The following is a 26103-nucleotide window of genomic DNA, read 5'->3' as shown; positions in this document are numbered from 1 at the left end:
AGCGCGACGACCAGGCCGGAGAGCAGCTGGGTGTGCAGGACCCGGGGGGCGACGCCGGCGGGAAGCCGCCTACTCGGGCAGGCCGACGAGGCGGGCGAGGCAGGTCATGTTGTGGTCGAACAGCTCGGCCCGGTGGGTGATCGTGTTGGTGAACTGGCCGAAGAGTTCGAAGCTGACCATGCCGAACAGCCCCGTCCATGCGACGATCGCCCGCGTGATCACGTCGTCCGGCACCTCGGGCATCAGCGACCGGACGACCTCGGCGTCCTGCGACAGAACCGCGGGCGGCGGCGGGCAGACCGGGGGAGGGACGAGCCTGCCCGCGCGATGGGCGTCGGCGAGGATCTTCCCGTACACGGCCGTGTCCCGCGTGGCCGGCGCGACCGTGTCCTGCGGAGCGGCGTAGCCCGGCACGGGTGAGCCGTGGAGCAGGGCGTACTCGTGCGGATGAGCCAGGGCCCACGTGCGTACGGCCCGGCAGACGGCGAGCCAGCGCCCGGTGAAGTCGTCACGCGCGCAGGCGGCGTCGGCGCGCTCGACTGCCTCTCCGAGGGCGTTGTACCCGTCGATGATCAGCGCGGTCAGCAGGTCGTCGCGGCTGGGGAAGTAGCGGTAGATGGCCGAGGAGACCATCCCCATCTCCCGGGCCACCGCCCGCAGGGACAGGCCCGAGGCCCCCTCGGTCGCCAGCTGGCGCCGGGCGATGTCCGTGATCTCCCTGATCAGTTCCGCTCTCACCCGCTCCCGCGCGGTACGGCTCGCGTTCATGCGGCCAGGCTATCAGAGCACCTGAGCAATTAGAGAGCACCGCTCTTGACGAATGTCGCTCTAATGAGAGAGCATTGCTCTCATAACGGAGCGACGAACGCAAGGAGTGCCGATGCTCACCGTGACCAAGGGAACGGTCGCCGCAGTGATGTTCTTCCTGGAGCTGGGCGTGCTGATCTCGCTGGCCTACTGGGGCTTCACGCGGGAGGCGCATCTCCTGGTAAGGATCATGGTGGGGCTCGGCGCGCCCGCGGTGTTCGCGACGCTCTGGGGGTTGTTCATGGCGGGCGGCAAGGCGCCGTACCAGCTGCACGGGCTCGCCCGGGCGGCCTTCGAGGTCGTGTGGTTCGGGGCGGGGGCGGCCGCGCTGGCGGCCTCCGGGCTCGTCACCGCGGGCGTCGTGTTCGCGGTGGTGTACGTCGTGGACGGCGTGCTGCGGCTGCTGACGAATCAGGTCTGAGGGAGAGATCATGGGCAAGCATGTGATCGTCGGGGCGGGACAGGTCGGCGGCGGGCTCGCCGAGACGCTGGCGGAGCGGGGGCACGAGGTGACCCTCGTCACCCGCTCGGGCTCCGGCCCGAAGCGCCCCGGGATAGCGCCGGTCGCGGCGGACGCGGCCGACGCGTCCGCGATGCGGCGGCTCACCGAGGGGGCCGACGCGCTCTACAACTGCGCCAACCCGCGCTATCACCGGTGGCCGGTGGACTGGCCGCCGATCGCGGCCTCGCTCCTGGCCGCCGCGCAGTCGTCCGGGGCCGTCCTGGTCACGCTGGGCAACCTGTACGGGTACGGACCGGTGGACGGGCTGATGACCGAGGACCTGCCGCTCGCCGCGACCGGGACGAAGGGCAGGGTCCGGGCCCGGATGTGGGAGGAGATGCTGGCCGCCCACGAGGCGGGACGGGTGCGGGTGACCGAGGTGCGGGGCTCGGACTACTACGGGCCGCGGTCGTCCGACCAGTCCTACCTGGGGCCGCGGCTCCTGGAGCCCCTGTTCGCGGGCAAGCCCGGCACCGTCATCAGCGACCCCGGCATCCCGCACAGCTACACGTACCTGCCCGATGTGGTGCGGGCGCTTGCGGCGGCCGCGGAGGAGGAGCGCGCGTGGGGCCGGGCCTGGCACATCCCGACCGCACCGCCGTTCACGGTGCGCGAGTACGCCGAGCGGGTGTGCGAGGCGGCCGGCCTTCCGGCGCCGCGCCTGCGGCGGCTGCCGGCGTGGGTGGTCAAGGCGGGTGGTCTCGCGTCGCCGTTCCTGCGTGAGCTGGGGGAGACCCGTTACCAGTTCGACCGGCCGTACGTGCTCGACTCCTCCGCCTCGCAGGAGGTCCTCGGGTTCGCGCCGACGCCGCTGGAGGACGGGGTGAAGGAGACGGTGACGTGGTGGCGGGGACGCTGACAGGCGCCGGAGGGGCGGCGGTAGTCTCCCGGGCATGAGAATCGGGATCATCGGCCTGGGAGACATCGCGGAGAAGGCGTACCTGCCGGTGCTGGCGGCGACGCCGGGCGTCGAGCCGCTGCTGTGCACCCGCGACCGGACGGCTCTCGACCGGCTCGGGGACGCCTACCGCATCGGCGCCCGCTTCACCGCCCTCGGCGACGTCGTCGGGGCCGGGATCGACGCGGCGTTCGTGCACGCGGCCACCACCGCGCACGTCCCGATCGTGACCACGCTGCTGGAGGCGGGCGTGCACGTCTACGTCGACAAGCCGCTCGCCTACGACGCTGCCGCCTCCGCCCGGCTCGTACGGCTGGCCGCCGAGCGGAACAGGTCGCTCATGGTCGGGTTCAACCGCAGGCACGCCCCCGCGTACGCGGCCCTGCGCGACCTGCCGCGCGACGTGATCGTGATGCAGAAGAACCGGCGTGACCTGCCCGGCGACCCGCGGGCCGTGGTCTTCGACGATTTCATCCACGTGGCCGACACGCTGCGCTTCCTCGCCCCCGGGCCGATCACCGGCACCTCGGTCAGGACCAGGGTGCGGGAGGGCCTGCTCGAACACGTCGTGCTCACGCTCGGCGGCGACGGCTTCACCGCCGTCGGCGTGATGAGCCGCACCAGCGGCGCGGCCGAGGAGACCTGCGAGGTCATGGGCGGCGGCGGGAAGCGGCGCGTGGTCAACCTCGGCGAGGTGATCGGCTACGCCGGGGGCGAGACCGTCACCAGGCGGGGGGACTGGGTCCCGGCCACCCGGCAGCGCGGCGTCGAGCAGATCTGCCGGGAGTTCCTCGGCGCGGTGCGGGAGGGGCGGATCCTCACGGCGGACGACGCCCAGCTGAGCCACGAGCTGTGTGAGGAGATCGTCCGGGCCGCGGGGGACACCACCGCTGTGGACGCCACCGTCACGGACACCGCCGTCACGGACACCGCCGTCACGGACACCGCCGTCACGGACACCGCCGTCGCGGGTGCTGCCGCTGTGGACGCCGTCCCGACGGCCTGACCGCCTCCCGGAAGCCGCATATTCCCGGGAGGCGGCCGTCATCGCCGTCTTCCATGGCCGTCAGGGGTAGAGGCCACGCATCCGGTGGGCCTCCGCCACCCGCCCCACGCCGATCGCGTGGGCGGCCTGGCGGAGGGTGAGGTCGCGCTCGGCGGCCAGTTCCACGACCGCCCGGTAGGCGTTCTCCATCAGGTCGCGGAGCTTCACCTCGACCTCGCCCGCGCTCCAGGAGTACGCCTGGGTGTTCTGCACCCATTCCAGGTAGGACACGATCACCCCGCCGGCGTTGGCCAGGATGTCGGGGACCACCGTGACCCCGTTGCCCGCCAGGATCAGGTCGGCCTCGGGCGTGGTGGGCCCGTTGGCGCCCTCCACGACCAGACGGGCCCGTACGCGCGGGGCGTTGTCCGCCGTGATCACGCCTTCGAGCGCGGCGGGGACCAGCACGTCCACGCCGAGTTCGAGCAGGTCGCCAGGGGAGAGCCGGTCGGCCTCGCGGTAGCCGTGGACCGAGCCGGTCTCGGCCGCGTGGGCGCGCAGCGCGGCGACGTCGAGCCCGGAGGGCCGCACGACCGCGCCGCCCGCGTCGGAGACCGCCACGACACGGCAGCCGGCGTCGGCGAGGTACTGCGCGGCGAGCGCGCCCACCTTGCCGAAGCCCTGCACCGCCACGGTCGCGCCCTCGGGGGAGCGCGCCCCGCTCATGTCGGCCAGCGCCCGCAGCGCGGCGATCTGCACTCCGCGCGAGGTCGCGCCCGCGCGGCCCAGCGAGCCGCCCAGCGCCGTGGGCTTGCCGGTCACCACGCCCGGGACCGAATAGCCCGCGTTCGCGCTGTAGGTGTCCATGATCCAGGCCATGGTCTGCTCGTCGGTGCCGACGTCGGGCGCGGGGATGTCCTTCTCCGGGCCGATGAGCGGCAGGATCTCGTTGACGTAGCGCCGGGTGACGCGTTCGAGCTCGCGCGTGGTCAGCGTGGCCGGGTCCACCGCGACGCCGCCCTTGGCCCCGCCGTACGGGATGCCGACGAGCGCGCACTTCCACGTCATCCACATGGCCAGGGCGGTGACCTCGGCGAGGTCGGTGGCGGGGTGGAAGCGGATGCCGCCCTTGGCCGGGCCGCGCGACAGGTTGTGCTGCACGCGGTGGCCCTGCACCACCTCCAGACGGCCGTCCTCGCGCCGTACGGGCACGGAGACCGTCAGCGAGCGGCGAGGTGTGGCGAGCATGCGGTGCATGCCGTCGTCGAGGCCGAGGAAGCGGGACGCCTCGGCGAGCTGGAACCGGGCGGCGGTGAGGGCGCGCTCACCGGGGGTCTGCCGATCGGGGATCGGGGACCGAACCCCCGACGCCGTTGTCGGGAAGTCCGTGATGGTCATTCTGTTGTGCTCCTGTCGGAAGAGAGGCCGTCCCCCGGACCCCGCGGGCCGTCGACGTTGACGACCGCGTACGACGGGCCTGGAGGAGCGCCATCTGGATCAAACCGCGAGCCGTTGTGATCGCGATATTGGCCAATAAGGAGATCGTCGGGCGACATTTCGCCGTTCTGGTGTACTTGGGATGCCTTTGAGGGAGCTTTTGCGATAGGGCGGGTTTGCCAGTAGACAAGGTGGGTGCCGGAACTTGTGCTGGGCCCGCTGCTGCGTCACGTGGACGCGGCCGCCGCGACCGTCTGGGTGGAGACCTCCGAGCCGTGTACCGTCCGCGTGCGGGCCGGCGACGCCTGTTCGGAGGAGCGCACCTTCACCGTGCACGGTCACCACTACGCCCTGCTCGACGTCGGCGTCGACGGGCCGGTGGCCTACGAGGTGGAGCTCGACGACCGGCGGGTGTGGCCGGAAGCGGACCTGCCGCCGAGCGTGATCCAGCCGCTCACCCGCCTCGACCGGCTGATCTTCGGCTCCTGCCGCACCAGCGTCCCGCACGAGGAGCCGTACGTGCGCACGCACGGCCCGGACGTCCTGCGGGCGTACGGCCTGCGCGTGATGGAGTCGCCGGACGAGCGGCCCGACCTCATCCTGCTGCTGGGAGACCAGGTGTACGCCGACGAGCTCACCCCGGACATGAAGGAGTTCATCGCCGGGCGCAGGAACGACGGCCCGCAGGAGGTCGTCGACTTCGAGGAGTACGCCGAGCTGTACCGCCAGGCGTGGTCCGATCCTCCGGTCCGCTGGCTGCTCGCCACGGTCCCCACTCTGATGATCTTCGACGACCACGACGTCAGGGACGACTGGAACACCTCGGCGGCGTGGCGCGAGCAGATGGCCGAGGTGCCCTGGTGGGACCGGCGCATCGTCTCGGCGCTCGGCTCGTACTACATCTACCAGCACCTGGGGAACCTGCCCCCGGCCGAGCGGGCGGCCGATCCCGTGCTCGCCGCGCTGAAGGCCGGCGGCGGGGACGAGACGCTCGACGTCTTCGCCCGGCGGGCCGACCGTGAGCCCGACTCGGTGCGCTGGAGCTACCACCGGGACCTGGGCGAGACCCGGCTGATCGTGCTGGACAGCCGCAGCGCCCGGGTGCTGGAGCCGGGACGCCGGCGGATGCTCGACCCCGCGGAGTGGGACTGGTTCGACAAGCACGCCACCGGCGACTTCGACCACCTGCTCGTCGGGTCCTCGCTGCCGATCCTGCTGCCCGCGGGCATCCATCACGTCGAGAGTTGGAACGAGGCGGTCTGCGACGGCATCTGGGGCCGCCGGGCGGCGCGGTGGGGCGAGCGGCTGCGGCAGTTTCTCGACCTGGAGCACTGGGGGGCCTTCCGCCGGTCGTTCGAGGAGCTCGCGCGGGTGGTGCTGGAGGTCGCCTCGGGGGGCCGCGGCAGGCCGCCCGCGAGCGTCCTGCTCCTGTCGGGTGACGTGCACTACTCCTACATGGCGTCCGTACGGCGCCGGGGCGGCGGGCGCGTCCACCAGATCGTCTGCTCGCCGATCCGCAACCCGCTCAGCCGCACACTGCGCTTCGCCAACATCGTGGCGTCGTTCGGGCTGGCGGGCGTGCTCGGCGGGGTGCTGGCCCGGGCGGGCGGCCTTCCCCGGACGCCGATGCGATGGCGGATCAGCAAGGGACCCTGGTTCCCCAACATGATGACCGCCGTCGACCTGGCGCCCGGAGAGGCCAGGGTGACGTGGTTCACCGACACCGGCGACCACGACACGGTGCTGATCAGGCCCGAGCCTCCCGCAGCACCGCGCTGAGCTGGTCCATCGCCCACTCCAGGTCGTCCCGCGAGACGACGAGGGGCGGCGCGAGGCGGATCGTCGAGCCGTGCGTGTCCTTCACGAGCACGCCGCGGCGCAGGAGCGCCTCGCTGATCTGCCGGCCCGTGCCGAGCGAGGGGTCGATGTCGACCCCCGCCCACAGACCGCGCCCGCGCACCGCCACCACACCGGGGCCCAGATCGGCCAGCCGCGCGTGCAGGAACGCGCCCAGCTCGCGGGCCCTGGCCTGATACTCGCCGGTCTTCAGCAGCCCGATGACCGCGTCGCCGACGGCGCACGCCAGCGGGTTGCCGCCGAAGGTCGAGCCGTGCTGGCCGGGCCCGATCACGCCCATGACGTCGGTGTTCGCGACGACCGCGGAGACCGGGACCACGCCGCCGCCGAGGGCCTTGCCCAGGACGTACAGGTCCGGTACGACCCGCTCGTGGTCGCAGGCGAACGTGTCGCCGGTGCGGCCGAGGCCCGACTGGATCTCGTCGGCCACCAGCAGCACGTCGTTGTCGGTGCAGATCTCCCGGACCGCGGCCAGGTAGCCGTCCGGCGGGACCAGCACGCCGGCCTCGCCCTGGATCGGTTCGAGCAGCACGGCCACGGTGTTCTCGTCGATCGCCTCCCTGACCGCCTCCGCCGAGCCGTACTTGACGATCCGGAAGCCGGGGGAGAAGGGGCCGAACCCCTCGCGCGACTCGGGGTCGGTGGAGAAGCCCACGATCGTCGTCGTACGGCCGTGGAAGTTGTCCTCCATCACGACGATGTTGGCCTGGTCCGGAGCGACGCCCTTGACCTCGTACCCCCACTTGCGGGCCACCTTGATCGCGGTCTCGACGGCCTCCGCGCCGGTGTTCATCGGCAGGACCATGTCCTTGCCGCACAGCTCGGCAAGGCCGGTGACGAACGCCGCGAAGCGGTCGTGGTAGAACGCCCGGCTGGTCAGCGTCAGCCGGTCGAGCTGCTCGCGCGCGGCCGCGAGGATCTCGGGGTTGCCGTGGCCGAAGTTCAGCGAGGAGTAGCCGGCCAGGCAGTCGAGATACCGCTTGCCCTCCACGTCGGTGACCCAGGCCCCCTCGGCGGAGCTGATCACGACCGGCAGCGGGTGGTAGTTGTGCGCGCTGTGGCTCTCGCTGAGCCTGATGAACTCCTCGGTCCTCATCGGATCTCCCTGCTCGGCCGGATCTCGAGGGTGCAGCACTTGGGGCCGCCGCCGGACTTGCGCAGCTCGCCGAGGTCGACCGGGACGACCTCGAAGCCGCGGCGCTTCAGTTCCAGGATCAGCCCGGTCGCCTCGGCGTTGACGACGACGTTCCGGCCGTCGCTCACCGCGTTGAGGCCCAGCACCTCCGCGTCCGCGGACGTGGCGATCACGGCGTCGGGGAACAGCCGCCGCAGCACCTTCCTGCTGCCCTCGCTGAACGCCTCCGGGTAGTACGCCACGTTGTGGCCGTCCAGCGGGAACAGGGCGGTGTCGAGGTGGTAGAACCTCGGGTCGACCAGGCGCAGTGTGACGACCGGGCGGCCGAGGAACTCCTGGGCCTCCATGTGCGCCGCCACGTCGGTGCGGAAGCCCGTCCCGGCCAGGATCATCTCGTCGAGCGTCAGGTAGTCGCCCTCGCCCTCGTTGGTGAAGGACGCCTCCAGTGTCTCGTATCCCCGCTCGGCGAACCACCGCAGGTAGGCGGGGCCCTCGGCGGCACGCTGAGGGTGGGCGAACCTGGCGCCGTAGACCCGTCCGTCGACCACGAGCGCGCCGTTCGCGGCGAACACCATGTCCGGCAGGCCCTCGATCGGGTCGATCAGGCTGACGGTGTGGCCCAGGCTCTCGTACGCCTGCCGGAGGCTCTCCCACTGCCGCAGCGCCCGTGCGGTGTCGGTCTCCTTCTCCGGGTGCATCCATGGGTTGATGGAATACGAAACCGTGAAGAATTCGGGCCGGCACATCAGGAAATGCCGGACCGTACCCGTGCGACCACTCTCTGTGGTCTCGGTGGCTGGCGCGAGCGTCATCGTGGACTCCAAGCGGGAAACCGGTGAACGGGACTTCAGCGTAGGAATCCGGAGACGACAATCCAATGCGCCCGCGTTGCGGTCACATGCGGATCGGTTGCGTCCTTCACCCGTTTTGCGGCGATCCGTTAATCAGCCGGGACAGCACGATCGAGCTCTTGGTGCGTACCACGAACGGCTCGGCCGCAAGGCGTTCGATCACCCGCTCGACGTGCCGTACGTCGGTCGCGCGGATGTGCAGCAACGCGTCCGCCTCGCCGGTGACCGTGCAGGCCGAGACGACCTCGGGATGCCGGGACACGGCCAGGCCGATCTCCGTGGGGGAGGTCTTGCCCCGGCAGTACAGCTCGACGTACGCCTCGGTGGTCCAGCCGAGGGCCGACGGCTCCACCCGGGCGCTGAAGCCGGTGATCGCGCCACTGGCGACGAGCCGGTCGACCCGCCTCTTCACGGCCGGAGCCGACAGCCCCACTTGAGCGCCTATCTCGGCGTACGTCGCTCGGGCGTCCTCGACGAGGGCCCGGATGATGGCGCGATCGAGCTCGTCCAACTTCACGTGGAACTGTATACAGCCGCCGCGTCCGGCATGCCCTCGCGCCCGGCGCGTCACCCCGTCCGCGCTGACATCCGCGAGGTGATCAAAGTTACGGATTGTCGGTGGCGGTTGAGAGCATTGCGCCATGACCGAGCTCACGTCCGCGATCACCAGCTACTGGGACGCCGCCGCCGACGCCTTCGACGACGAGCCCGACCACGGCCTGCGGGCCGATCACACGCATGCCGCCTGGGAGCGCCTGCTGCGCGCGTGGGCGCCCTCCCGCCCCGCCGACATCCTCGACCTCGGGTGCGGCACCGGCTCGCTGTCGGCGTTGCTGGCCGTGGCCGGGCATCGCGTGACCGGTGTCGACCTGGCACCGCGGATGATCGAGCAGGCCCGGGCGAAGTTCGCCGGCGCCGGGCTCGCCGGACGTTTCCTGGTGGGCGACGCGGTCGTCCCGCCCGTCGGCGATGATCGGTTCGACATGCTGCTCTGCCGGCACCTGATCTGGACCCTGCCCGACCCCCACGCCGCGCTGCGTGGATGGGTCGCCCGGCTCCGCGCGAACGGCCGGCTGGTGCTGATCGAGGGCCGCTGGGGCGAGGCCGGGCAGTCCGGACAGCCCTACGTGCCGGGCGCCGAATCGCTGCCCTGGGGCTTCGGCGTCACCGCCGCCGACCTGGCCGACGCGGTGCGGCCGCTCGTCGCCGACGTGCGTGTCGAACCGCTCAGCGGCGATCCCGACCTGTGGGGGCGCCCGGTGGGCGATGAACGCTACGCGCTCATCGCCCGTGTCTAGCCCGCGGGGCGCCCGGGTCCTGTTCCTCCGGGAGGGTGCTCCGGTCAGGCGACGGCCCGATTGAGGATGTCTTCGAACACGCCCGGATCGTCGGAGGAGACGACGGGCCAGCCGATGCCGTACCCGCCGGACCAGCCGACCTCGATGCCGGGGTTGGCGTGGTCCGTGCCGTCCGGCAGGAACAGGTGCGGGCTGCAGTCCACCCGGTCGGTCGCCGCGACGGCGGCCTGCTCCGACAGCGCTCCGCGTGCCCGGCCGTCGTCGAGGGCGGCCGCCAGCGCGGGCACGTCCACGACGCGGGTGGACGCGGCGGCGTCCAGGATGACCTTGCGGTGGCTGATGCACCGCGACTCGGCCCAAAAGGCCCTCCGCAGCGCGAGGTCGAGCTGCTCCGAAGCGGTGAAGCCCTGCTCCTTGGCCGCCTGGACGGCCTCCAGCGCGGGCAGGGTGGTGGACGGGTACAGCCAGTCCTTCGCCTGCCACAGCTGCCATCCCGCGCCGGGTTCGAGCGAGGCCATCCGGGCCACCTCGCTGTCGGTCCCCGGCCGGGGGCTCGGCGCGTCGTTGAGCAGTTCCAGAGGGAAGGCGCGGTGGTCGAACCGGACCCGGCCGGTCAGGCCGAGCCGTTCCCGGGTCCTGTGGAGCCGGTGCACCGCGATGTGCGCGAAGGAGCACCAGATGTCGGAGAAGATGATGATGGTGCCGGGCTCCGGGGCCGGTGTCGTCGTCATCGGCGTTCTCCTTGTCAGGTGAGCTGGACGAGCACCGAGCCTGCGATGAGCAGGGCGAGACCCGACAGGCGCGGTGCGGTGAGCGGGCGGCGGGGCAGCCGCAGGAGCCCGTGATTGTCGATCACGGCCGAGGCGAGCTGCTGACCGGTCACGGTCAGCGCCACGGTGGTGGCGGCGCCGACCGCGGGGATGAGCGTGAAGGTCGCGGTGACGTACGCCGCGGCGCAGGCGCCGCCGAGCCAGCCCCACCAGGGCATGGTGCGCAGCCCGCCGATTCGCGGCCGCGGGGTGCGGCGCGTCGCCAGCAGGACGGTCAGCACCGCGGCGATGGTGAGCGTGGCCACGATGAAGCTGATCATCGCGGTCGCGATCGGCTCGTGGATGTCCTCGCGCAGCGCGGCGTTGACCGCGCCCTGCACGGGCAGGACCGCGCCCGCGACGATGCCCAGCAGGATCCAGCCGCCCTGGCCGAGGCCGCCCGCCCGGCGTACGCGCGGGATGGCCGGGGCGGTGAGGGTCGCGGTCCCCGCCCGGCCGGCGGGGCCGCCCGGGGCCCCGGGCGCCGGTCCCGAGGCGGACGGGGCCGGGCGCTGCCCACGGATGATCACGGTGATGCCGGCCAGGACCGCGAGCGCGCCGAGCGCGATGCCGAGGCTCGGCGGCTTGCGCGCGACGCCGAGCAGGCCGAACAGGTCGAGCCCCAGCGACGCGAACATCTGGCCGGTCACGAACAGCCCGGCCGCCGCCAGAGCGCCGAGGCGGGGGAAGAGCAGGATCCCGCTGGTGATGTAGAGCGGGCTGGCGAGACCCCCGAGCAGGTGCCAGACCGGAACGCCCGGCACGAGGCGGACCGCGCCGACCGCGCCGGCGGCGACCGCGAGAAGCGCCAGCAGGGCGGTCGCCACGCTCAACTGCAGGGTCGAGGCGCCGTACGGCGTGCCGACGGCCTTGTTGAGCTGGAGATTCGCTGAGGCCTGCACGGCCAGCAGGCAGCCGGCCAGCAGCGCCGAGGCGAGGAACAGGGCATACATGGCAGTCCCCTACGACCTAAGTGGACATTATGTCCAGATGAGCGTAAGCGAGAACCGGACACAATGTCCACATGGCTGGCGCGAGGGCTATCATGTCCTCATGGCCAACGGGTTGACGGGTACCGGCGGGAACGGGGCGAACGGCCGCGTTCCCCCGGAGGGGGCCGTCCCGATCGGCGGTGATCGGGAACTGCCTGTGCTGGACCTCGAGACGGGCCGGCCGGCGCCGGTGCGGGAACGGGCGGACGCCGCGCGCAACCGCATGCGGGTCCTGAAAGCGGCGGAAGAGCTGTTCGCGACGAGGGACGCCAGGCACGTCACGATGGACGAGATCGCCAAGGCGGCGGGGGTGGGCCGGGCCACGCTCTACCGGCGCTATCCGGACCCCGCGTCGATCGCGACCGCCCTGCTCGACGAACACGAGCGGCAGGTGCAGGAGCACATCCTGAGCGGGCCGCCGCCGCTCGGGCCGGGAGCCGCACCGGCCGACCGGCTCGCCGCGTTCCACATCGCCATGACCGACCTGCTGGAGCGTCACCTGCACCTCGTCCTGGGGGCCGAGACCGGGAGCGCGCGATTCGGCACCGGCGCCTACCGCTTCTGGCGCATGCATGTGCGGATGCTGCTGACCGAGGCGGGGGTCCCGGACCCCGACGCGATGACCGACGCCGTGCTGGCGCCGCTCGCGCCCGAGGTCTACCAGTTCCAGCGGCACACGATGGGCCTGTCGCAGGCCCGCGTCACCGAGGCGCTGGTGTGGAGCGCCCGCCGCCTGGCGGGACACGACCCCGGTCGTGTCTGACGGGCCACGCCTCGTCACGCGTGGCCCAGACGGCGCCTCGTTGAATCGAGGACACTATCCGCGGGCTCGAATTCGCCGTCGGCGGTAGGCTCCGCTCCGGCCTCCTGCGTCGTGCGCCGTTCTCCCCGAAAGCATCACGGATTCTGCACGCATTGTGCTTAGCATGTGGCGGATGATCTCCTCGAAGGAGCCCGGCGTCACGCGCCCCGCGGTCATCCCCCTCCTGGTCATGGCGGCCGCCGCGGTCGCGATGGCGGCACTGGAACTGCACCGGGGCCCCGTCTACAGCGCGTTGTGGCTGTTCGGAGTCTTCGCGGAGGGCGCGGCATATCTGGTGCTCTTGGCCGTCTGCCTGCCCATGATGGTCGTGCTGGGGCTGGGGCGCCGTCCGATCCCGATCGTGATCGGGCTGGTCCTGATGGTCCTGGGACTGGCGTCCGGCCCGGTCTCGTGGGCCGATCCGGCTCTGCGTGCGCAGATACGATTTTTCGTGGAAAGGCCGGCGTTCGGTCGGGTGGTCGAGCTGTCCCGGCAGGGGAGGCTGCCAGTGACCGGGCAGGACGCCTATTACGGTCCTGAACTGCCCGGTCTGCTGTGCTACCTGTCGGCCAACTGCCGCGTGGCCACCCTCGGCTACAGCGGTGGCCAACCGATCTTGTACATTCCCGACTGGATCGGCATCCCGGATGACTCCATCGGTTTCGCCCATTTCGCGGGAGAAGCCTCCGGGCGCTACGACGGTTTCGGCATGCAGATCTGCCCGGTCGTTCCCCTCGGTGAGGGCTGGTGGTGGATGGATTCCTGCGCCTCGGCGGCTCCCTCGTGAACCGGGCGTGACCAGCCGGACGAGAGCGCCACGTCACTGATCCGGTCCGGCGTCCCCCCGCACGGACGACGGGAACGGCGGCGACGCGGGAAGCGGCGGCCGGCGGCGACGTGTCCTACCGGGTGCAGTAGTCGCCGACCCCGTGCTCCAGCAGCTCGAAGGCGCGCTCGGCGTGGTTCCTGATGTCGGCCCTGATCAGCGCGGGGTCCTCGCCGGCCATCTGCCGCATCGCGAAGTGACGGGTCAGCGCCCGCACGACGGCGCAGATCTGCGCCGCCACCAGCCAGGGAGTCAGGTCGTCGGGCTCGGCGTCGGCGTCCTCCGCGAGCGTCCTCGCCAGCCGCTCCTCCCGGTTGACGTCCAGCATGCGCACGCGTGACTGCAGGGACGTGCTCTCCCGCACCCGCTGCGTGAACAGGTCCAGGCCCTCGCTCATCCCGTAACGCCAGTCGCCCGCGTCGAGGGCCTCGAAGAAGTCGCGCCGCACCGCTTCGACCGCCGTCTCGCCCGCGCGGCGCTCGCGCACGGCGCGGGCCAGCAGGTCCTCGGTCTCCTCGCCGCGGTCGAGGAACAGGTCCTCCTTCGTCCGGAAGTAGTTGAAGACGGTGTTGACCGACACGTCGGCGGCCCTGGCGACCTCGGCCACCGTGACGTTGTCGAAGCCCCGTTGCAGGAACAGCCCCATCGCGATGTCCGCGATGCGCTGCCGGGTCTCCCGCTTCTTCCGCTCCCGCAGGCCCTCTTCCATGCCTCGATTGTAAGGGGCGAACGCAATCTTTAAGTGACCCCAATTTTGGTGTTACTCTACTTGGCATGATTCACGCCAGAGGGCTCACCAAGACGTTCGGCGCGGTCGAGGCCGTCCGGGGGATAGATCTCGACGTCTCCGCGGGGGAGATCGTCGGTTTCCTCGGACCGAACGGCGCGGGCAAGACCACCACGCTGCGGATGCTGACCACGCTGCTGCGCCCGACGTCCGGCACCGCCACGGTCGCGGGCGCCGACCTGTTCGCCGACCCCGCGGCCGTGCGCCGCCGCATCGGCTACGTCGCCCAGGGCGGCGCGTTCGCCCCGTTCTCGCCGGTCGGGGAGGAGCTCGTGCTCCAGGCCCGCCTTTACGGCCTGACCAGGGAGGAGGCCCGCGAGCGGGTGACCGCCCTGCTCGCCGAGCTCGACCTGCCCGGGGTCGAGGAGCGTACGACGGTCACGATGTCGGGCGGTCAGAAGCGCCGGCTGGACATCGCGATGGGCCTGCTCCACCGGCCCGCGCTGCTCTTCCTCGACGAGCCCACGACCGGGCTCGACCCGCAGAGCCGCGCCAACCTGTGGGACCACGTGCGGCGGCTGCGCGAGAGGGACGGGCTGACGGTCTTCCTCACGACCCACTATCTGGAGGAGGCCGACGCGCTCTGCGACCGGGTTCTGATCATCGACCACGGCCGGATCGTCGCCGGGGGCACTCCGGACGAGCTGAAGTCCGAGCACGGCGCGCGCACACTCGACGACGTCTTCCTCGCCGTCACCGGCCGCGAGCTGCGCGAGGGGGCCGCCGCGTGACCGCCCTCGCCGCTCTGACCGGCCACTATCTGCGCGCCTCGTTCGGCAACAAGTTCAGCCTGGCCTTCGGCGCCCTGCAGCCGTTCCTCTACCTCGTGCTCTTCGGCCCGCTGTTCGCCCGCAGCGGTGTGGGGTCGTGGGCCGTCCTCGTGCCCGGCCTGCTGGTGCAGCTCGGGCTGACGAGCGCGGGCATGGCCGGCTTCAGCATCGTCTTCGACCACCGGTTCGGCGTGCTCGAACGGCTGCGGGTCACGCCGGTGAGCCGGGTGACGCTGCTGCTCGGCCGGGTGCTCAGGGACAGCGTGGTGCTGCTGATCCAGGCCGTGGTGATCGTCGTGGCGGCCTGGGCGCTGGGGCTGCGGGCGCCGCTGGCGGGGGTGCTCGCCGCCCTGCTGCTGGTCACCGTGCTGTCCGTCGGCATGGCGTCGCTGTCGTACGCGGCGGCGCTCACGATGCGGCAGGAGCTGTTCGCCCCCGTGATGTCCACCGTGGTCATCCCGCTGATGCTGCTGTCGGGCGCGCTGCTGCCGATGTCGCTCGCCCCGGCCTGGCTGGACGTGGTGTCGCGGCTCACGCCGTTCCGGTACGCGGTCGAGGGGCTGCGCGCCCTCTTCGCCGGTTCCTACGCGTCGTCCGCCCTGTTGTGGGGGGTCGTCGTGTGCCTGGGCTTCGCCGTTGTGGGCGTCGCTCTGGGCACCAGCCGTTTTCAACGAGAAAACGCCTGATCAGGGCCAGGGAAAGGCATTCGAACTTCATACCGGTTTGCGGGCGCCGCCGGGCACTGAGACGGTCACAATGGGGGGCGTGGCGGACGTCAACTTCACCCTCGTCCAGCTGCGTTACTTCGTAACCGCGGCCGAGCTCGGCAGCATGACCGCGGCCAGCAGAGAACTCATGGTGGCGCAGTCGGCGATCTCGGCCGCCATCGCCCAGGTGGAGCGGGAGCTGGGGGTCCAGCTCCTGATCCGCCACCACGCCCGCGGCCTGTCGCTGACCCGCGCGGGCGAGCGCTTCCTCGTCGAGGCCCGGGAGTTCCTGTCCCACGCCGCGGCGCTCGCCCAGTCGGCCCGCGGCCTGGCGGGGTCGCTGACCGGTGAACTCGCCGTCGGCTGCCTGACCACGCTCGCGCCGTTCTACCTGTCCCGGTTGCTGCGCGCGTTCGCCGGGCGGTATCCGGGGGTGCGGGTCAGCGTCGCGGAGGGCGAGATCTCCACCATGGAGTCGGCCCTGCTCGACGGGCGGTGCGAGGTCGCCCTCGTCTACGCCATCGACCTCGCCCTCGACCTCGACATCCGGCCGCTCACCCGGGCCAGGCCGTACGCGCTGCTGCCGCCGGAGCACCCGCTGGCCCGGGCGGAGGCCGTGTCGCTGGCGGAGCTGGCGGCCGAGCCGATGATCCTGCTGGACCTGCCGCGCAGCCGCGACTACTTCCGGACCATCTATCCCACCGAGCCGCGCGTGCGGTTCCGCACGTCGAGCTACGAGACGGCGCGCTCGCTGGTGGCCGGCGGGCACGGCTACTCGATACTCAACCAGCGGGCCGAGAGCGACCAGACCTACGACGGCGGCCGGGTCGCGTGCGTCCCCATCAGCGACGACGTGCCCACGCTCGACGTCGTGCTCGCCTCGGTACGCGGGGTGCGGCCCACCGCGCGTGCGGTCGCCTTCGCCGAGACCTGCCAGGCGTTCTTCTCCGGCGGGTAGTTCACCCGAGGTCGGCGAGCAGCCCCTCCAGGAACGCACCGGTGTGGGTGGCCGGCCGGGCGTCCACGCACACCGCGTTCATCACCTGCGTGTACGCCTCGGTGTCCTCGGCCTTGTCCAGGTAGAGGGCGCTGGTGAGCTGTTCCAGGTAGACGACGTCGGGCAGCTCGGGCGCGTCGAAGCGCAGGATCGTGAAAGGCCCCCCGCACGCGGCGTGCCCGCCGTGGTCGAACGGCACGATCTGCAGCGTGATGTTCGGCTGCCTGGTCACCTCGATGAGGTGCTCCAGTTGAGCCCGCATGACCTTCCGGCCGCCGATCGGGCGGCGCAGCGCGCCCTCGTCCATCACGGCCCACAGGGTCGCGGCTTCGGGGCCCGTCAGCCGTTCCTGCCGGCGCATCCGCAGGTCGACGTGCCGGTCGACGTCGTCGGCCGACCGCCCCATGCTGCCGCGCAGGACGAGGGCCCGCGCGTACTCCGGCGTCTGCAGCAGCCCGGGGACGTACTGCAGCTCGTAACAGCGGATGACGGACGCCGCCTCCTCCAGGCCGACGTAGAACTCGAACCAGCCCGGCAGCACGTCGCTGTACTTGTGCCACCAGCCGGGGATGTTCGCCTGCCGCGCCAGGTCGAGCAGCACGGCCCGGTCGTCGGGGTCGGTCATGCCGTAGAGCGTGAGCAGGTCGGCGACGTCCCGCTCCTTGAAGCCGACCCGGCCGAGCTCGAGCCTGCTGATCTTGGCGTGCGACGCGCGGATGGCGCGGGCCGCCTTCTCGGGGGTGATGCCGCTCTCCCGGCGCAGCCGCCTGAGCTGGGCCCCCAGCAGAAGCCGCAGGGCCGTCGGGCCGCCGCGGGCGATCCCGGCCGCCGGTGCGGGGGCGGTGCTGCCCGCCTGTCCGTTCACGTGGGCTCCATACGCTCCGGAAGAATTCCTGGTGAACCAATCGGATTGATCATCCTACCGGAGCGGGGTGAGGTCGTCTTTTCTGGAAACTTCGACAGAAAGTCGGGGGCCTACGACATTTGCACGTGCATGCGTGCTTGCATCCGCAAGGCACAGGGCAAGATACACGACGGCAGGGAAATTCACATCATGTAATGAGTGAGACCTGAGGGATCGGCGATGACTGCAGACCTGGCGGGCCCGGGAGCCGCGACGGCGCCTACGTGGTTGACCTCGACGTTCGAGCGGGACGACGTCGCCGGCTTGTCCCTGCCTCCGTCGGCGACGTGCACCTTCCACGGGCGCACCACGTCCGCCGCCGCCGCGCGTGATTTCACCGCCAGGACGCTGTGCGGGTGGGGGGTCCCCGATCTCGTGCCGGACGCGCAAATCGTGGTGTCGGAGTTGGTGACCAACGCGCTGCGGCACGCTCCCGGCGGTCCAGCGGACGCCCCGCCCATCCGGTTGAGGCTGGTGAAGCACCGGTTTCATGTCGGCTGCGGAGTGAGTGACGCCAGCGCCCGGGTGCCCGCGGTCTCGCCCTGGAGCGACCTGTCGGAGTCGGGCCGCGGGCTGCATCTGGTCGAGGCGCTGACGGCGGCGTGGGGATGGGTCCTGACCCGTGGCGGCGGCAAGGTGGTGTGGGCGCTGTTCGACGCCTCGCCGGCCTCCTGACCGATCGATCGGCCCCGTGAGCCGGTCGGGCCGCGCCGGCACCGAGTGCCGGCGCGGCCCGACCGATGTCAGGGGCGGCCGCCTTGCGGGGACGCGGTGGTCAGCCCTGCTCGGCCTCGCCGGTGACCTGCTCGGCGGCCTCCTCGGGCGACTGCTCCAGGTCCTGGTCGGCCTGGGCCTGCGCGGAGGCCTTGTCCAGCCGGACCCAGCTCGTCACGCTCTCGACCGCGAACAGCACGAGCAGGTACGCCGTGAGGACGGCGGCCACGGGGGTCAGCCAGCCGGCGGCGGCGGCCACGCCCAGGATCAGCAGGCGGACCTCCCAGCCCAGCCCGGCCCGGTACAGCCAGGCGGGGGGCCAGATGCCCTGCCGGGTGCGGTAGACGGTGTCGTACGTGTGGTAGCCGACGACGTAGAGGAGCACGAACAGCAGCCACTTGGGCGTGTCCTCGGCCAGCCCGAGGAGGATGATCGTGGCGAACTCGGCCGCCCGCAGCAGCGGGGGAGTGAGCCAGTCGAAGCGGCCCAGGTGGTCGCGGCCCGCGGTGGGCAGGACCAGCACGAGCAGCACGGCGACGGGCACGAGCAGGATCGGGCCGTCGGTGAGGGCGCCGGCGACGGCCAGCGCGATGATGGCGAGCAGCGCCACCGCGGTCGCGGGCACGGGCGGCAGCAGCCGGCCCAGGGCGCCCTTCAGTGCGGTGGCGAGCGGGCCGTCGTCGCGGTAGGCGAGCAGGCGCGCGGTCTGGACGCGGCGGCGCTCCTCGTCCGGGTCCGGGAGCGGCGTGGTGGCCTGCGGCTGAGTGATCATGCGAGCGACCTCAGGAGACGTCCGGTGAGGGTGTAGGTGGCCGCGACGCCGCCCCAGACGATCAGCGTGAGGAACGTCACCCGGGGGTCGAAGAACGCGGCGGTGATCGCGATCGCGGCGAAGCGCTCGCCGATGGGGAACACGATCATCTTGCGGGCCCAGTGGACCGGGCGGAACTTGCCGGCCTTGGTCCAGAGCTTCAGCAGCCCGCGCACGCCGGTGCTCCGGCTCGCCCTGCGCTGCTCCAGCGCCTCCCGCAGCGGCCGGTCGTCGGCGACCGTCAGGTCCAGCGTGGGCAGCGGCACGGGCGCCTTGCGCCGGTTGGCGGCGCCGAACGAGAAGTCGAGCAGGTGCTTGACCGACTGGAGGGCCAGCGCGACCAGCGCCAGCGTCCAGACGCCCTCGCCGTCGCCGAACTTCCCGGACACCGTCGCGCCGACCGCGAGGCCGACGAAGACGGCGTACTCCTTGAACCGGTCGAACGTCGCGTCCAGCCAGGCGCCGAGCACGCCGAACTTGCGCGCGTAGCGGGCGACCTGGCCGTCGACGCAGTCGAAGACGAACGCGAAGTAGATGAGCACCGCGCCGGCCACCGCCCCCCAGCGGGTGCCGGTGGCGAACGCGCCGGCCGACAGCAGGCCGAGGGCGATCGAGATCAGCGTCACCTGGTTGGGCGTGAGCCCCCGGCGGGCCGCCCAGCGGGCGATGAAGCGCGAGTAGGTGCTGACGAAGAACGTGGTGAAGAAACCGTCGGCGCCCTTCACGGCGTTGTTCAGCCGGGCCCGGTCCTCGTCGAAGCCCGCCATCTCCGTCAGCGCCTCGTCGGCCTCGGCCTGGCTGCGGATGCGGCGGAAGAACAGGTCGCGCCGGCCGCGCCGGCCCACCGACACGCCGCGCCGGACGAGGCCGAGCACGAGGAGCTCGGTCACGTCGTCCTCGGGGCCGAACAGGTGGGCCATGTCCGCGAGCTCGCGGGCGACCTCGGCGAGGGTCTGCAGGTGCCGCTGGTGGAGGTGGAGCGGCCCGAGCAGCACGGCGTTCGGGCGGGTCACGGCATGGTAGGCGGTGCCGACCGAGATGATCCGGCTGCGGCCGATGCGGGTGCGCAGAGGCAGCCCCTCGACGACCTTCCGGCCGATCTCGGGCTCCGCCTCCTCGATGGGCACGAGCTCGGTGGCCGCGTTCTCGTCCTGCTCGCCGCCCTCCTCGCGCTGCTCGCGGGCGACCAGCGCGATCGCGCCCCGCTTGGCCTTGGTGATCTGGTAGATCAGCTCGTCGTGGAGCAGCGAGTCGGCCGGCAGGATCAGCAGGTTGTCCTCGCCGCCCTCGACCGCGTCGGCCAGGGCGCGCAGGTCGCCGGCGACGTCGGGGCTCTCCACCACCCGGCCGTACGGCCTGCGGTAGGCGGCGGCGTCCCCCGGCCGGGCGATCGTCGTCGGCTCGGGGTCCATGACGGCGGCCTGTGCGAGCAGCCTGTCGTACGCGGAGGGGGCCCCGGGCAGCGATTTGAGCGTGATGTCCGCGGGCAGGGCGGGCTGTCCGCCGGGCGGCGGGGGACTGATCGGGCCGGGCGGGGCGCCCAGCAGGACCACGCGGGTCATGGCAACCTTTCACGCAACGGGGGGAGATCAGGCCCTCAGGCTTGACCGGCGCGGGGAGATCCGCCGGAAGCCAAAGCTTAGTGACCTTTCGGTTGAGCCGATGCATCCCAGGTTTACCGTACGGCCCCCGGATGTACAGCTTGGAGAGGGTTCGTCCCCGAGCATCGTCGCCGGATCATTACCGAATTTTCACCATTCGTGGCCCCTCGGTGGGGTGATCGTCCGCGCCGGCGGGGCGGGCGCTCGCACGCGCCCCTACCATGGCGGGGTGAGCCTCTACCGGGACGAGGGCGTCGTGCTGCGCACCCAGAAACTGGGTGAGGCCGACCGCATCATCACCATCCTCACCCGGCGCACCGGCAAGGTCCGCGGCGTGGCCAAGGGCGTGCGCAGGACCATGTCGCGCTTCGGCGCGCGGCTGGAGCCGTTCTCCCACGTCGACCTGCAACTCCACAGCGGCAGGTCGCTCGACGTGATCACCCAGGTCGAGACCCTGCACCCGTACGGCGAGGCGATCGTGGCCGACTACGCCAGGTACACCGCGGGAAGCGCGATGCTGGAGACGGCCGACCGGCTGACGGTGGGGGAGAAGGAGCCGGCGCTGCGCCAGTTCCTGCTGCTGGTCGGCGGCCTGCGCACGCTCGCCGAGGGCGGCCACGAGGCCCGGCTGGTGCTCGACGCGTTCTTCCTGCGCTCACTCGCCGTGGCGGGCTACGCCCCCGCGCTGTCGGAGTGCGCGCGCTGCGGAGCCGAGGCCGTGCGCGCCTTCGCCATCGTCGCCGGCGGCGTGGTGTGCGGCGCCTGCCGCCCGGCCGGCGCCGCGGTGCCCGCCGCGGAGACGATCGCGCTGATGATCGCCCTGCTGCGCGGCGACTGGGCGGCCGCCGACGCCTCCGAGTCCCGGCACCGCGCCGAGTGCAGCGGCCTGGTCGCCGCGTACCTGCAGTGGCACCTGGAGCACGGCATCCGCTCGCTGCGGCACGTCGAACGCGAGTGGCCGGGCCAGGCGGAAGCCGCACGGGATCCAGCGGAACCCGCACACGATCCTCACGTCTTCCGCGTCTGAGGACGGGTCCGGACGCAATACCCTCGGAACATGGTCCGTCCTCCTACTCCGCACCCGTCCGGGGCCACCGCGCCCGCCATCCCGCGCGCCCTGCTGCCGCGACATGTGGCGATCGTCATGGACGGCAACGGCCGCTGGGCCAAGGCGCGCGGGCTGCCCAGGACCGAGGGGCACAAGATGGGCGAGGCGTCGCTGTTCGACGTCATCGAGGGCGCCATCGAGCTCGGCATCCCCTACCTGTCGGCGTACGCCTTCTCCACGGAGAACTGGAAGCGCTCGCCCGACGAGGTGCGCTTCCTCATGGGGTTCAACCGCGACGTGATCCGCAGGCGGCGCGACCAGCTCCACGCGATGGGCGTGCGGGTGCGCTGGGCGGGACGTCCCGGGCGGCTGTGGAAGAGCGTCATCAACGAGCTCGAGGACGCCGAGCGGATGACGGTCGGCAACAGCACGCTGACCCTGCAGTTCTGTGTGAACTACGGCGGCCGCGCGGAGATCGTGGACGCGGCCGTGAAGCTCGCCCGCGACATCGCCGCCGGCCGGGTCAAGGCCGACAAGGTCTCGGAGAAGACCTTCGCCCGCTACCTGGACGAGCCCGAGATTCCCGACGTGGACCTGTTCCTGCGCTCCTCCGGCGAGCAGCGCACCTCCAACTTCCTGCTCTGGCAGTCCGCGTACGCCGAGATGGTCTTCCTCAACCAGCTGTGGCCCGACTTCGACCGCCGGGACCTGTGGCAGGCGTGCGAGATCTACGCCAAGCGCGACCGCAGGTACGGCGGCGCGGTGCCCAACGCCGTCCCCGGCGAGGCGTCCTGACTCAGGAGGCGTCGCGGCGGCGGGCCCGGTACGCCGCCACGTGCATCCGGTTCCCGCAGGTGCGGCTGTCGCAGTAGACCCGGGAGCGGTTCCGCGACTCGTCCACGAAGACGTGCGCGCAGTCGGGGGCGGCGCACGTGCGCAGGCGGTCCCGCTCGTTCTCCACGAGCACGTGGGCGAGCGCGACGCCGCAGTCGGCGGCCAGGTGCTCGGCGACCGACGCGTCCGGCGCGAAGTAGTGCACGTGGAGGGCATGGCCGTCGTGCTCGGTCAGGCTCGGCGTGATGCTGGTGCGCCGCAGCAGCGTGTTGAGCAGGCCGACCGCCGTCGGCTGGTCCGGCGCGGTGAACACGGCGTGGAACTCCTCGCGCAGGTCCCGGACCTCGGCGAGGTCGCGCCGGGTCAGCGCCCCGACACCGCTGACCTCCCGCCTGCGGACGAACTCCTCCAGGTCGCCGACCTCGGCCAGCCCGTCGCGTTCGCCGGTGCCGGTGTTGATGAGGTCCACCACCGTCGCCAGCGAGTACACCATGTCATGGCTGAACGGCACGCCATCTCCCTCATGTCGCGGCGCAGGCAGCGTACCTCTCGACGGGCCCGCGCGGGGCGGGGTCAGCCCTTTCCCGCCGCCTCTTCCGACGACTCCCCACAGGACTGCGCGCACGAGGAGCAGGTGCCGAAGACCTCGACGGTGTGCGTCACGTCGATGAAGCCGTGCTCGGCGCCGACGACCTCGGCCCAGCGCTCCACGTCCGGCCCGGCGACCTCGATCGTACGACCGCACACACGGCACACCAGGTGGTGGTGATGGGTGTCGGTCTGACAGGCCCGGTAGACCGACTCGCCCTCGTCGGTGCGCAGCACGTCGACCCGGCCGGAGTCGGAAAGGGACTGGAGCGCCCGGTACACGGTCGTCAGGCCGATCTTCGAGCCGACCGCGCGCATCTCGGCGAACACGTCCTGGGCGCTGCGGAACCCCCGGCTCTGCCGGAGTATCTCGTGGACGGCGTCGCGGCTCTTCGTCATCAGGACTCCTGTGTACGGCTTCGCCCTACGACCTATCAGGTTAGGCCGGTTCGCGTCAGATCAGTCCGAAACGTGTGGCGGCGAGGAGAACCAGGAACGTCCCGACCGCCACCCGCAGCAACCGGCCCACCGGACGCAGCGACGGCCACGACAGGTAGGCCAGCCAGGCGATGAACGCGAGCACCGGCAGCACGGCCACGCCGCCCCGCCAGTCGGGCACCACCAGTCCGGCGATCAGCAGGGCCACCATCACCAGCGGGGCCAGCCATCGGGGCTGCTGGAACAGGAAGACCAGCGACGCGGCGCTCCTGCGCTCGACCGCCGCGCGCAGCCCGGTCGCGCCGGGCGTGAAGAACTGCTCGCCCGGCGGCAGCGGCCGCCGCGCCCGCGGGGACGCCGCGTTCGCCCCGGCGGGGGGCTTCCTCGCCAGAGGATGCGCCGGCACCTGACGGCGCGGCGGTTCGGTTTCGCTTCCCACGCGTTCGAGCCTAGTGCCGCGACCGCCGAAGTTCGCCCGGAAGGAGCGGTGTCCAGGGTGGTGCATCGCGAGGAGGAGCTCGTGGCGGAGCGGTCGGCGGGAGGGGCGCTCAGTGCCGATCCCTCCGGAGAGTGCCCGGTCATGTCGCCCGCTGTGGCCTTTCCGCCCGCGTCGCCCCCTCCCGGCGGGGCGTACGGGAGGGGTGGCATGCTGGGCGGCATGCTCGCCGTGATCCGTTACTCGGTGCCGGGCGCCCGCGCCGACGAGTTCGCCGCCCAGGCGCGCGCCATCCTCGACCTGCTGGCCGCGCAGCCGGGATACCTGCGCGGGCAGATCGGCAGGTCGGTGGACGAGCCGGCCCTGTGGGCCGTGGTCAGCGAGTGGGAGGGCGCGGGCTACTACCGCCGCGCCCTGTCGGCGGCGCGAATGGTCATGTATCCGCTGATGACCCTTATGATCAACGAGCCCGGCGCCTTCGAAGGCGTCTACGCGCTCCCCGGCGAGGAGGCGAACGCGGGCACCCCGGGCAAGGCTTGAGCGCGGGGGCGCCGGATTCCCCTAAGCTTGAGCCCAGATCCGGGCAGGTGGCCGGACATCCCGCCGCCGCAGGCAGGCAACCGGCCGGTCCGCCCGCCTCAGCGATCAGCGCACCGCTGACCCCGATCTCAACGCCGACACCCAGCCGGATGGAGTTCCACTGATGGCACGTCGCACCGACGTCTTGGAAACGATCGTCAGCCTCGCCAAACGCCGCGGGCTCGTCTTCCCGTCGAGCGAGATCTACGGAGGCCTGCGGGCGTCCTGGGACTACGGCCCCCTCGGTGTCGAGCTCAAGAACAACGTGAAGCGCGAGTGGTGGAAGGCCATGGTGCAGGGCCGCGACGACGTCGTCGGCCTCGACTCCTGTGTCATCCTCGCCCGCGAGGTCTGGCAGGCCAGCGGTCACGTCGACACCTTCACCGACCCGCTCACCGAGTGCCAGTCGTGCCACAAGCGCTACCGCGCCGACCACCTCGTCGAGGCGTACGAGGCCAAGCACGGCAGCGAGCCGGCGGGCGGCCTGGCCGACATCACCTGCCCCAACTGCGGCAACAAGGGCGCCTTCACCCAGCCGAAGCAGTTCAGCGGCCTGCTGAAGACCTTCCTCGGCCCGGTGGAGGACGAGTCCGGCCTGGCGTACCTGCGGCCGGAGACCGCCCAGGGCATCTTCATCAACTACCTGAACGTCCAGCAGTCGGCCCGCAGGAAGATCCCGTTCGGCATCGGCCAGATCGGCAAGTCGTTCCGCAACGAGATCACCCCGGGCAACTTCATCTTCCGCACCCGCGAGTTCGAGCAGATGGAGATGGAGTTCTTCGTCAAGCCGGGCACCGACGAGGAGTGGCACCAGTACTGGATCGACGAGCGCCTGCGCTGGTACGTCGACCTCGGCATCAACAAGGACAACCTCCGGCTCTACGAGCACCCGAAGGAGAAGCTGTCCCACTATTCGAAGCGGACTGTGGACATCGAGTATCGCTTCAACTTCGCCGGCGGCGAGTGGGGTGAGCTGGAGGGCATCGCCAACCGCACCGACTTCGACCTCACCGCGCACGGCAAGGCGTCCGGCACCGACCTGTCGTTCTTCGAGCAGGAGTCGGGCGAGCGCTACGTGCCGTACGTCATCGAGCCGGCGGCCGGTGTGGACCGCGCGACGCTGACCTTCCTCATCGACGCCTACACCGTCGACCAGGCGCCCAACGCCAAGGGCGTGATGGAGGAGCGGACCGTGATGCGCCTCGACCACCGCCTGGCCCCGGTCAAGGTCGCGGTGCTGCCGCTGTCGCGCAACGCCGACCTGTCGCCGAAGGCCCGCGACCTGGCGGCGCGGCTGCGCCGCCGGTGGAACGTGGACTTCGACGACGCGGGCGCCATCGGCCGCCGCTACCGCCGCCAGGACGAGATCGGCACGCCGTTCGCGATCACGGTCGACTTCGACACCCTGGAGGACCAGGCCGTGACGATCCGCGAGCGGGACTCCATGGCCCAGCAGCGGGTCGCGCTCGACCAGGTCGAGTCGTACCTGCGCCAGCACCTCAACGACTAGATCACCACGACAAGGCGCCTGTCCGGAAATTTCCGGACAGGCGCTTTGCGCTGTCACCGGGCGGTGCTGTCGGCGTGTCACCAGGCGGTGCTGTCGGCGTGGTGCCGGGTGGTGTCAGCGGCGGTGCGGGTGAGGGCGGGAACCGGAGCGCTCGTCCCGGGACGCGGGGAACGCGCAGCG

At 71.7% G+C, this 26103-nt stretch carries 28 protein-coding genes and 1 pseudogene; 15 read left to right on the top strand and 14 right to left on the bottom strand.

All coding sequences use genetic code 11. The features are described 5' to 3' along the window. Positions 1-69 precede the first annotated feature (69 nt). A complete protein-coding gene (locus tag AAH991_RS15615; protein ID WP_346226534.1) occupies positions 70-768 on the bottom strand; it encodes a TetR/AcrR family transcriptional regulator in 699 nt (232 codons plus the stop codon). Positions 769-880: 112 nt separating this feature from the next. On the opposite strand from AAH991_RS15615, the gene AAH991_RS15610 reads away from it, so the two are divergent. Genes AAH991_RS15610 through AAH991_RS15600 form a run of 3 tightly spaced genes read left to right on the top strand, consistent with a single transcriptional unit; the run spans position 881 to position 3213 of the window. After that, positions 881-1228 (top strand): YrdB family protein, encoded by a 348-nt coding sequence (locus AAH991_RS15610; protein ID WP_346226533.1) that lies wholly within the window; start codon positions 881-883, stop codon positions 1226-1228. Between the two features lie 10 nt (positions 1229-1238). Then, entirely contained in the window at positions 1239-2168 is a 930-nt protein-coding gene (locus tag AAH991_RS15605; RefSeq protein ID WP_346226532.1) for an NAD-dependent epimerase/dehydratase family protein, read from the top strand. 34 nt (positions 2169-2202) lie between these two features. Further along, positions 2203-3213: a Gfo/Idh/MocA family protein gene (locus AAH991_RS15600; RefSeq protein ID WP_346226531.1), complete on the top strand. Its 1011-nt coding sequence runs from the start codon at positions 2203-2205 to the stop codon at positions 3211-3213. Between the two features lie 60 nt (positions 3214-3273). Here the strand turns inward: AAH991_RS15600 and AAH991_RS15595 are convergent, their stop codons facing one another. Next, positions 3274-4590, bottom strand: coding sequence for a Glu/Leu/Phe/Val family dehydrogenase (locus AAH991_RS15595; protein WP_346226530.1), 1317 nt, complete (start codon positions 4588-4590; stop codon positions 3274-3276). A gap of 234 nt (positions 4591-4824) precedes the next feature. On the opposite strand from AAH991_RS15595, the gene AAH991_RS15590 reads away from it, so the two are divergent. Further along, a complete protein-coding gene (locus AAH991_RS15590; protein WP_346226529.1) occupies positions 4825-6408 on the top strand; it encodes an alkaline phosphatase D family protein in 1584 nt (527 codons plus the stop codon). Here the strand turns inward: AAH991_RS15590 and rocD are convergent. The 3 genes from rocD to AAH991_RS15575 all read right to left on the bottom strand — a co-directional run bounded on the left by rocD (position 6377) and on the right by AAH991_RS15575 (position 8989). Then, positions 6377-7582, bottom strand: a complete 1206-nt coding sequence (gene rocD, locus AAH991_RS15585) for an ornithine--oxo-acid transaminase (RefSeq protein ID WP_346226528.1) — start codon at positions 7580-7582, stop codon at positions 6377-6379. The two genes, AAH991_RS15590 and rocD, sit on opposite strands and share 32 nt — an antisense overlap. After that, on the bottom strand, positions 7579-8433 hold the full coding sequence (gene ddaH, locus AAH991_RS15580; RefSeq protein ID WP_346226527.1) for a dimethylargininase: 855 nt from the start codon (positions 8431-8433) through the stop codon (positions 7579-7581). Before ddaH ends, rocD begins: the two co-directional genes overlap by 4 nt. A gap of 106 nt (positions 8434-8539) precedes the next feature. Further along, positions 8540-8989 (bottom strand): Lrp/AsnC family transcriptional regulator, encoded by a 450-nt coding sequence (locus AAH991_RS15575; protein WP_346226526.1) that lies wholly within the window; start codon positions 8987-8989, stop codon positions 8540-8542. 124 nt (positions 8990-9113) lie between these two features. On the opposite strand from AAH991_RS15575, the gene AAH991_RS15570 reads away from it, so the two are divergent. Next, positions 9114-9770: a class I SAM-dependent methyltransferase gene (locus tag AAH991_RS15570; RefSeq protein ID WP_346226525.1), complete on the top strand. Its 657-nt coding sequence runs from the start codon at positions 9114-9116 to the stop codon at positions 9768-9770. Positions 9771-9814: 44 nt separating this feature from the next. On the opposite strand, the gene AAH991_RS15565 is transcribed toward AAH991_RS15570, so the two are convergent. Beyond that, positions 9815-10501 (bottom strand): DsbA family oxidoreductase, encoded by a 687-nt coding sequence (locus AAH991_RS15565; protein ID WP_346226524.1) that lies wholly within the window; start codon positions 10499-10501, stop codon positions 9815-9817. Between the two features lie 14 nt (positions 10502-10515). Beyond that, entirely contained in the window at positions 10516-11532 is a 1017-nt protein-coding gene (locus tag AAH991_RS15560) for a DMT family transporter (protein ID WP_346226523.1), read from the bottom strand. Positions 11533-11632: 100 nt separating this feature from the next. On the opposite strand from AAH991_RS15560, the gene AAH991_RS15555 reads away from it, so the two are divergent. Next, positions 11633-12334 (top strand): TetR/AcrR family transcriptional regulator, encoded by a 702-nt coding sequence (locus tag AAH991_RS15555; RefSeq protein ID WP_346226522.1) that lies wholly within the window; start codon positions 11633-11635, stop codon positions 12332-12334. A gap of 172 nt (positions 12335-12506) precedes the next feature. Further along, entirely contained in the window at positions 12507-13160 is a 654-nt protein-coding gene (locus AAH991_RS15550; protein WP_346226521.1) for a hypothetical protein, read from the top strand. 115 nt (positions 13161-13275) lie between these two features. Here the strand turns inward: AAH991_RS15550 and AAH991_RS15545 are convergent, their stop codons facing one another. Next, complete coding sequence (locus AAH991_RS15545; protein ID WP_346226520.1) at positions 13276-13908, bottom strand: TetR/AcrR family transcriptional regulator; 633 nt, start codon at positions 13906-13908, stop codon at positions 13276-13278. Between the two features lie 65 nt (positions 13909-13973). On the opposite strand from AAH991_RS15545, the pseudogene AAH991_RS15540 reads away from it, so the two are divergent. The 3 genes and pseudogenes from AAH991_RS15540 to AAH991_RS15530 all read left to right on the top strand — a co-directional run. Further along, positions 13974-14642, top strand: a pseudogene (locus AAH991_RS15540) (ABC transporter ATP-binding protein); the annotation flags it as partial. 71 nt (positions 14643-14713) lie between these two features. Further along, the gene (locus tag AAH991_RS15535; RefSeq protein ID WP_346226518.1) at positions 14714-15442 is read left to right on the top strand and encodes an ABC transporter permease; all 729 of its coding nucleotides are present in this window, start codon (positions 14714-14716) and stop codon (positions 15440-15442) included. 70 nt (positions 15443-15512) lie between these two features. Continuing rightward, complete coding sequence (locus tag AAH991_RS15530; RefSeq protein ID WP_346226517.1) at positions 15513-16421, top strand: LysR family transcriptional regulator; 909 nt, start codon at positions 15513-15515, stop codon at positions 16419-16421. A gap of 1 nt (position 16422) precedes the next feature. Here AAH991_RS15530 and AAH991_RS15525 read toward each other — a convergent pair whose 3' ends face one another. Then, a complete protein-coding gene (locus AAH991_RS15525; RefSeq protein WP_346226516.1) occupies positions 16423-17325 on the bottom strand; it encodes a Sco1979 family transcriptional regulator in 903 nt (300 codons plus the stop codon). Between the two features lie 219 nt (positions 17326-17544). Between AAH991_RS15525 and AAH991_RS15520 the strand changes: the two genes are divergently transcribed. Beyond that, positions 17545-18039, top strand: coding sequence for an ATP-binding protein (locus AAH991_RS15520; protein ID WP_346226515.1), 495 nt, complete (start codon positions 17545-17547; stop codon positions 18037-18039). 100 nt (positions 18040-18139) lie between these two features. Here the strand turns inward: AAH991_RS15520 and AAH991_RS15515 are convergent, their stop codons facing one another. Together AAH991_RS15515 and AAH991_RS15510 are read right to left on the bottom strand one after the other, a co-directional pair. Beyond that, complete coding sequence (locus AAH991_RS15515; RefSeq protein WP_346226514.1) at positions 18140-18850, bottom strand: DUF5941 domain-containing protein; 711 nt, start codon at positions 18848-18850, stop codon at positions 18140-18142. After that, positions 18847-20451: a CDP-alcohol phosphatidyltransferase family protein gene (locus AAH991_RS15510; protein WP_346226513.1), complete on the bottom strand. Its 1605-nt coding sequence runs from the start codon at positions 20449-20451 to the stop codon at positions 18847-18849. The genes AAH991_RS15515 and AAH991_RS15510 overlap by 4 nt, the downstream gene beginning before the upstream one ends. 268 nt (positions 20452-20719) lie before the next feature. Here AAH991_RS15510 and recO point away from each other — a divergent pair, with 268 nt between their 5' ends. Together recO and AAH991_RS15500 are read left to right on the top strand one after the other, a co-directional pair. Continuing rightward, entirely contained in the window at positions 20720-21517 is a 798-nt protein-coding gene (gene recO / locus AAH991_RS15505; protein WP_346226512.1) for a DNA repair protein RecO, read from the top strand. A 30-nt stretch (positions 21518-21547) separates the two neighbouring features. Then, complete coding sequence (locus AAH991_RS15500) at positions 21548-22333, top strand: isoprenyl transferase (protein WP_346226511.1); 786 nt, start codon at positions 21548-21550, stop codon at positions 22331-22333. 1 nt (position 22334) lies between these two features. Here AAH991_RS15500 and AAH991_RS15495 read toward each other — a convergent pair whose 3' ends face one another. From AAH991_RS15495 to AAH991_RS15485, 3 genes are all read right to left on the bottom strand, one after another. Beyond that, positions 22335-22883, bottom strand: coding sequence for a CGNR zinc finger domain-containing protein (locus AAH991_RS15495; RefSeq protein ID WP_346226510.1), 549 nt, complete (start codon positions 22881-22883; stop codon positions 22335-22337). Between the two features lie 62 nt (positions 22884-22945). Continuing rightward, positions 22946-23359 (bottom strand): Fur family transcriptional regulator, encoded by a 414-nt coding sequence (locus AAH991_RS15490; protein WP_346226509.1) that lies wholly within the window; start codon positions 23357-23359, stop codon positions 22946-22948. 55 nt (positions 23360-23414) lie between these two features. Continuing rightward, on the bottom strand, positions 23415-23837 hold the full coding sequence (locus tag AAH991_RS15485; protein ID WP_346226508.1) for a DUF6703 family protein: 423 nt from the start codon (positions 23835-23837) through the stop codon (positions 23415-23417). A 48-nt stretch (positions 23838-23885) separates the two neighbouring features. Here AAH991_RS15485 and AAH991_RS15480 point away from each other — a divergent pair, with 48 nt between their 5' ends. Further along, positions 23886-24374, top strand: coding sequence for an antibiotic biosynthesis monooxygenase family protein (locus AAH991_RS15480; RefSeq protein ID WP_346226507.1), 489 nt, complete (start codon positions 23886-23888; stop codon positions 24372-24374). 163 nt (positions 24375-24537) lie between these two features. Continuing rightward, positions 24538-25923, top strand: a complete 1386-nt coding sequence (locus AAH991_RS15475; protein ID WP_346226506.1) for a glycine--tRNA ligase — start codon at positions 24538-24540, stop codon at positions 25921-25923. Positions 25924-26103 lie beyond the last annotated feature (180 nt).

Source organism: Microbispora sp. ZYX-F-249, assembly GCF_039649665.1.
GTDB classification, from domain to species: Bacteria; Actinomycetota; Actinomycetes; order Streptosporangiales; family Streptosporangiaceae; genus Microbispora; species Microbispora maris.
This window is presented reverse-complemented; position numbering and strand designations above follow the sequence as displayed.